7 protein-coding genes are annotated in these 6,942 nt (G+C 39.2%); 4 read left to right on the top strand and 3 right to left on the bottom strand.

Annotation, left to right across the window (positions count from 1 at the left end; translation table 11 throughout):
* Window positions 1–71: 71 nt before the first annotated feature.
* Window positions 72–1,205: an ABC transporter substrate-binding protein gene (locus FQV37_RS14095; RefSeq protein ID WP_057761690.1), complete on the bottom strand. Its 1,134-nt coding sequence runs from the start codon at window positions 1,203–1,205 to the stop codon at window positions 72–74.
* Between the two features lie 374 nt (window positions 1,206–1,579).
* On the opposite strand from FQV37_RS14095, the gene FQV37_RS14090 reads away from it, so the two are divergent.
* Entirely contained in the window at window positions 1,580–2,407 is an 828-nt protein-coding gene (locus tag FQV37_RS14090; protein WP_160023831.1) for a 3-oxoacyl-ACP reductase, read from the top strand.
* Window positions 2,408–2,604: 197 nt separating this feature from the next.
* Here the strand turns inward: FQV37_RS14090 and FQV37_RS14085 are convergent, their stop codons facing one another.
* Window positions 2,605–3,435 (bottom strand): Cof-type HAD-IIB family hydrolase, encoded by an 831-nt coding sequence (locus FQV37_RS14085; protein WP_160023829.1) that lies wholly within the window; start codon window positions 3,433–3,435, stop codon window positions 2,605–2,607.
* A gap of 299 nt (window positions 3,436–3,734) precedes the next feature.
* Here FQV37_RS14085 and FQV37_RS14080 point away from each other — a divergent pair, with 299 nt between their 5' ends.
* The 3 genes from FQV37_RS14080 (at window position 3,735) to FQV37_RS14070 (ending at window position 6,311) form a co-directional block, all read left to right on the top strand.
* Complete coding sequence (locus FQV37_RS14080) at window positions 3,735–4,145, top strand: hypothetical protein (protein ID WP_160023827.1); 411 nt, start codon at window positions 3,735–3,737, stop codon at window positions 4,143–4,145.
* A gap of 558 nt (window positions 4,146–4,703) precedes the next feature.
* Window positions 4,704–5,177 (top strand): BLUF domain-containing protein, encoded by a 474-nt coding sequence (locus FQV37_RS14075; protein WP_160023825.1) that lies wholly within the window; start codon window positions 4,704–4,706, stop codon window positions 5,175–5,177.
* Window positions 5,178–5,831: 654 nt separating this feature from the next.
* Window positions 5,832–6,311, top strand: coding sequence for a BLUF domain-containing protein (locus FQV37_RS14070; RefSeq protein WP_160023823.1), 480 nt, complete (start codon window positions 5,832–5,834; stop codon window positions 6,309–6,311).
* 193 nt (window positions 6,312–6,504) lie between these two features.
* Here the strand turns inward: FQV37_RS14070 and FQV37_RS14065 are convergent, their stop codons facing one another.
* The gene (locus FQV37_RS14065) at window positions 6,505–6,864 is read right to left on the bottom strand and encodes a hypothetical protein (protein ID WP_160023821.1); all 360 of its coding nucleotides are present in this window, start codon (window positions 6,862–6,864) and stop codon (window positions 6,505–6,507) included.
* Between the last annotated feature and the right edge of the window lie 78 nt (window positions 6,865–6,942).

Genomic DNA, 6,942 nt, shown 5'->3' with positions numbered 1-6,942 from the left:
GGGTTAATCTAGTCATAACACTATGATTATCAATTATTCTATATATGTCAACACACCCTAAATCAAAACTATTAACGACCAGTCTTTAGCTTATCCCAATACTGTTGATACACTTGCAACGCTTCGTCGCCCACATCTTCTTGGAACTCAGCTTTTGCTAATACTTCTTTAGAAGGATAAATCGTTGGATTGTTTTGGACGCTCTCATCCATCAGCTCACGCGCTGCTATGTTTGGTGATGCGTAGCCAATCTCTTCGCTGACAATTTTTGCATTTTCAGGACGCAATAAGTAATCAATAAATTTATGTGCTGCATCAACTTGCTTGGCGTTTTTTGGAATGACAAAGTTGTCCATCCATAAGATAGCGCCTTCGGTTGGATACTTATAAACCAAGCTAGTCAAACCTTCGTCATTGGCCATGACTGCTTCACCATTCCATGTCATACCAAGCGCAGTCTCACCTTCGATATATGGCATACGTGTCGCATCAGAGTTAAAGGTTTTGACGTTTGGCATCAACGTGGTGAGCTTATCGTAAGCGGCTTCGATTTCGTCAGGATTGCTACTATTACCTGAGTAGCCAAGAGTCAGCAGTGCCATACCAAAGACTTCACGCACGTCGTTAGTCAGCATCACCTGACCCTTATACTTAGGATCCCATAGGTCATTCCAGCTATTGACAGTTTTCGGATCGACACTGTCACCGTTAATGGCTAGACCAGTGCTGCCCCACATATAAGGGATAGAGTATTTGTTGTCAGGATCGACTTTAGTATTGGTAAATGAGGTATCAAGGTTTTTGAAGTTGCTCAATTTAGATTTATCTAGTTCTTGCAACAGCCCTTCTTTCGCCATTTTTTCGACATAATAAGTCGATGGAATTGCTAAGTCATACTGACTAGAATCATCCAATAGTTTGAGCTTGGCATACATGGCTTCGTTAGAGTCAAACGTGGTGTAATTAACTGAGATGCCAGTCTCTTCTTCAAAACCATCTAAAATCTCTTGCGGCATATATTCTGACCAGTTGTAAAGGTTCAGCGTCTCATTGCTCGCCGCAGCGCTGCCATCCGCTGCATTATCAGAGTTGCTACAGCTGGCAAGCACCAAGCCGACAGCCGCCGCTAATAATGCTTTTGGCACTATACGACCGACACTAGCCGAGGTGTGAGTAGTTGGATGGGACGATGATAAATGGGTCAAAATATCTCTCCTAAATAAAGATAATGCAAATCAGAAAAATCTAATAAAAAGCCAAAAAGATACAAGCCTGACATGGCCAATAAAACTATTATGGTCATTCATTTATACAATTTAAAGGGTTGTTATTAAGGTAATACTTAACAATACTAATAAAAATAGCCAGTTGGGCTAATGAGGTGGGTAGCAAAACTAACTGAATGACAGCTAATTTTGGGTAGAATTATTAGCGAGCTGCTAACGTCGAATCGAAAAAAGATAGTATATAACCATGCTATGATTGGCGCAGACCGAAGTATGACGAACATCATCTAAGTAAGTATAAGCTTTTGGCTCTAAGACACCAACCATACCATAATAATAAAGGATACAGCGCAATGACCGAAAGTACCTCAACTCAAAACGCCTTCAATAAAAGCCACTCAGTTATACCGGCATTGCTTACGGATAAAGTCGCCATAGTCACTGGTGCCAGTCGTGGACTTGGTGCACAGATTGCACAGAAAATGGCAGCAGCAGGCGCTATCGTTTGCGTCAACTACCTCAATAGTAAAGAGGCTGCTGAGGCAGTAGTGACTGATATCATCGCGACAGGCGGTCAAGCATTTACTTATCAGGCGGATGTCACTGAGTTTGAGCAAGTACAAGCCATGGCAGCTGAAGTCATCACTCGTTATGGACGTATCGATATATTGGTCAATAATGCCTTGCCCAGTTATCAGTTCAATCCAAGCGCTGCGTACACCAGTATTGAAACAGTAAAGTGGTCGCACTTTTCGCAACAAATGAACGGTATCGTCAAAGGCGCGGTCAATATGGTGAAAGCGGTGCTGCCGCAAATGAAAGCGCAGCAAGTAGGTAAAATTATTAATATCTCGACCAATCTTGTCTACAACCCAGTGGTTACCTATTATGATTACACCACGGCTAAATCAGCATTGATTGGACTGACCCGCAACCTAGCGAGCGAGCTTGGACAGTATGGTATTCGGGTTAATTTGCTAGCAGGTGGCTTATTAAAAACTACCGACGCAAGCAGCTTAACCACTGAAGAGGTATTTGATTATATCGCGACTACAACGCCCCTGCGCCAAGCGACTTCGGTAGCGGACTTTGCCAGTTCAGTATTGCTCATGGCATCTGATTTGAGCATGGCTATTACTGGACAATCTATCGCCGTCGATGGTGGATTGACAATGCCTTAATTGAGGCCTTAACTGATTGCTTAACGCTCTATTGAATTTGTAAAATGAAAAAACGATCTTCAAGGTATTGGAGTCATTGCTAAAGATTTCATTTGTATTTTCTATATAAAACTAGCCCATAATAAGAAGCCCGTACTAGTCAGCTAGCAAGAGCTTTTTTTAAATAAACATTAATGGCTTTATGTGCCTGAACAGTCTTACGACTTCATTGCTAACTGATTAAGCACGGTTTGAATACCATACTCTTCAATCGTCCCAGTGACGAAGTCAGCGCGTTCTATTAAAGCTGGCTGTGCATCTCCCATGGCCACAGCAAATCCAACCAAGTCGAACATTTCTAGGTCGTTCATACCATCACCAAAGGCCATACATTCGCTTGCATCTACTGCATAGTACTCGCACATATCTTTGATACCGCGGGCTTTTGATGCCTCTGCTGGCAATATATCGGCACCAATCTGATGCCAATGTACCAGCTTTAAATCATACTGAGCAAAGTCGATGTCTTGCATTTTTTCTTGCTGATTGTTAAAAAATACCGAGCACTGATAGACGGTATTTGATTTGTAGTACTCAGGGTCAAGGATCGAGTTGGGTGTGACCGCATTGAACTCGCGCAAACGTTCATTTTCATCTGACCAAGCGATATGAGTGGCAGAGTCAAACTTATGAATCAAATCACTCTGCTGGCACAGACGCACGATTTTATCTGTCTGTTCAGCCGTTAACGGGTAGTGGCTGATTCGGCCGCTTTTATCAAAACTATATTGTCCATTCATACAAATAATGGCATCCAATATATCTGCATGAAGCAACGCTAGAATATCTTCAGGCAGTATGGCTTTAGAACGACCAGTCGAAATCACTAGTTTAATATCGGTATCTGCAAGCTGCTCAAGCGTCGCTTTATTGTGTTCAGCGATGATGCCGTGACGGCTCAAGGTATCATCGATGTCAAAAAAGATGATTTTTGGGGTCGAGATCTTAGTAGTCATACTTTCTTTGGCAATCTTATCTTCGATAAACATGATAATCCTATTATTTTTAGTCGTGTAGATACAATGATTCAGATACTACTACAACATACCCAATCAGATAAATACCTATCGAGTAACCTATGATGCTACAAGCATGCTTATTGAGACAGTATTTGGATGTAGCCTGTAGAACCGCTCATTGCTTGTCCAGAGGATTAACAAAAATGCTAAACGATATGATTAACTTAACCGTGTCTATGTATTATAAAGTTATATTCAATTATCAAAATTAATCTACGAAATAAGATGGTCTACTCTTATTAATGCATCGGCTACCTAAAGGAACAAGCATGAACTTTTTCACCTTAAAACCGGTTACAGTTTTTGCAACATTAGCTTTATCTGCCAATGCTTTTGCAATGGATGTTAAATTTAATGATGCTGCTTGGAATGGCAAGAAAATACCTGAGGGGCAGCAATGTTTAAACTATGACGGTAAAAGCCCAGCCACGCCTAGCATGACTGTTTCAAACATTCTGACAGGCACGGAGAGCTTGGTATTCGTCTATAACGATGTAAGCAACAAACGTATGCAGCATGGTGGCCATGGTATCGTGGAGTTCGCGCTACCAGAGAGTGCTACGAGTGCAGAAGTACCACGAGTATTTGGTCATACTTACGAAGTACCAGTAGGTATTGAGATGGTCGCAGAATACCGTAACCGTAAAGGCGAGGCGAGGCGAGGCGGGCGGTGCATATAAGCCGCCTTGCTCTGGTGGCAAAAACCATCTGTATACGGTAGATGTACAAGCATGGCAAGGCGATTCAGTACTTGCTGAAACAACAGTCGAGATGGGTCGGTATTGATACGTTAGCTATTCAATCAATATGCAACAATTAGTATGCAATAAAGCCGCCTATACCAAACTGTGTATACATAGCACAGACGGCTTTTTATTGAGGGTAGGTTATGTTTCATATACCTATAAACGGGCTAGCTTAATAGACATTAAAGCATCTGATTGATGTTTATAATATTGAGTCAATAAGTAAACGTGGCTCAGTCATATAAGGGCATTGAGGTAGGGCTATAGGAGAATATAGATTAGGCTTGTTAACTATTAGAATAATGCCAAGATACTGAACGTGACAACTTTGTAGTATAATTTTACTACTATGGATATCGGTATGCTATATCATTGAAACTTCTATGTTATAAATCTAAAAAAATCATAGCAAATGGTAAAAAACGTTATTAATTATACTTTATCTTGAAGTATACCTTGATTTGAATGAATTTTTTATAAATAAGGTTTCTTATGAACATAACGACAAGCCAACCTTCAGAAGATAGAAAAAGGCATGGCGAACATATTCTTATCCACATGACATATATCGCCAAAAATGTCGATCTAGATTCTGGGATTGAGCTGACTCGCGCACTTGAGTACTGGCGCAGATATTTTGAAGAAAACGATATCGTTTCAGCTTTAGTCATTAGTGAAGGTTATTTCGTTCAAAGTTTTCAAGGAACAAGACCTGCTATCAATACTGCCTTGGAAAAGATACTTGACCAGCATTCAACTATTGTCCATAATATTGTGAATATAGAGGAAATAGAATCGCGCCAATGGAATGGGTTTTTAGTTAAACATCTAACCTCAAGCGTTGAAGATGAAGAGCATGCTCTAAAGAACTTCTCAGCAGGCTCCGACTACAATCCTTATCTAATGAAAAGCTCTCAGATTGAAAGTTTCTTGAAGGCAGTTTTTGAAAATGCTGAATCTAATTAACTTTAAATGAATAGCATTTAGTTTTTAAGCATTTACCTCTTAGAATAGGTAATAGCCACTTGCCCTAGCTAGAATAGAAAAGCCGTCCATACGTTTGTTTTGTATAGGCGGCTTTTTGTTGAAAGCAAGTTAGCAGTAGCGGTAAAGGATGTTTTCTTAGCAATTGGACAGAATATTGGCGGATGTTCATAAGTGACTATTCATACCTGACTCTTGTAGGATTTAACTACTAAAAATGACCTAGTGATACCTGTTTTTGCCATGTTATTTTAAGCTATGGATGATAAGAAGCTGGTCAATTCTCAAGAGTTTTATTGATTATACTTTATGATAAAGTGTATATTAATTTATATACCTATTATATAAATGGATTTTCTTATGTATATAACGACCAACCAAACACCTGACGGAAAGTGTCGAAGATGAGGAGTATGCCTTAAAAAGTTTCTCAGCAGGTTTTGATTTCAATCCTTATCTAATGAAAAGTACTCAGATTGAAAATTTTCTAACAGCGATATTTGAAGGGGCTGAATCCGATAGGTTTTAAGTGAGTAGCATTTACATATCATAAGAGTCATCTATTTTAATTGGCGTAAAAAAGCCGTCTATAAAGTATTTTTTGATTTAGATAATTTTTTATAAATAAGGTTTCTTGTGCATATCACTACCAGCCAACCTTTAGAAAATAGAAAAAGACATGGTGAGCATATTACTCTCAGCCTAACGTATATTGGCAGAAATAGTGACAGTAATAATGGGATAGGGTTGGCTCGTCTGCTTGAGCAATGGCGAAGGAATAATGAAAAAATTGGTGTAACCTCAGCGCTTGTCGTGAATGACAATTACTTTATTCAAAATATTGAAGGTCCAAGACCTCTTATCAATGAAATACTAGTAAAATTAATCAGTGAGTACTCTTACCTAGTACCCCACCTCAGTGAGATTGAGGAAATAGAAGAACGTAGGTGGGATGGGTTTTTAATAAAATATTTAACATCAAGTGCAGAAGACGAAGCATATACCCTAAAAAGCTTCTCGGCAGGTGCTGACTTTAATCCGTATCTAATGAGAAGCACTCAGATTACAAGCTTCCTGAAAGTGATCTTTGAGGATGCTGTATCTAATAAGTCTTAAATAATTTCTCTATTTTGAGTAGCGTAGAAAAGCCGCCTATACGTTTGTGTAGGCGGCTTTTTAATGAAAGTAAGTTGTGTTGACGTAGTGAAGAGGTAAAGTTCTTGTTGTTGCTCGCAACCTTCAACCGTGAGAACAACTTAGTCAATGTTATCTAATCAACCCTACATGGTAAAAGCCCAGCCTACGGTTGCTAATCTCGATGCTCCCATACAACAGCAACTTTAGTACCTAGTATGTTTTCTAATTCTTGTAATATTTTTGGGCGAATAGATATGGTTTCATTAATATCGCTTTCAAATTCTTCGTTGTCATTGTCATCTAATTGCCAAAATCTATTGGTTGCTACAAAATCTCCAGCGGTCATAATAAATGGGCTAGTAATAATAACATTTGAATGGGTTAGTTCTAAATTTTCAACTGCGTCAAAATAGGGTTCATGTTCACACTCAATAATATTTTCGTCAAAAAGCGAAAACGCTTTTTCTTTTTGTTCGTCGCTTATTATATGGTCTCGTTCTCTAACATAAATGTAAACATGTTGCTCACTCACAATATACTCCCAAAAAGTTAGACCTCTTGCAAAAGTCATAAGCTAAGCTCGAAATTAACAAGACCGGCGAACAGCTTC

Source organism: Psychrobacter nivimaris, from assembly GCF_009812035.1.
GTDB lineage: Bacteria > Pseudomonadota > Gammaproteobacteria > Pseudomonadales > Moraxellaceae > Psychrobacter > Psychrobacter nivimaris.
This window is presented reverse-complemented; position numbering and strand designations above follow the sequence as displayed.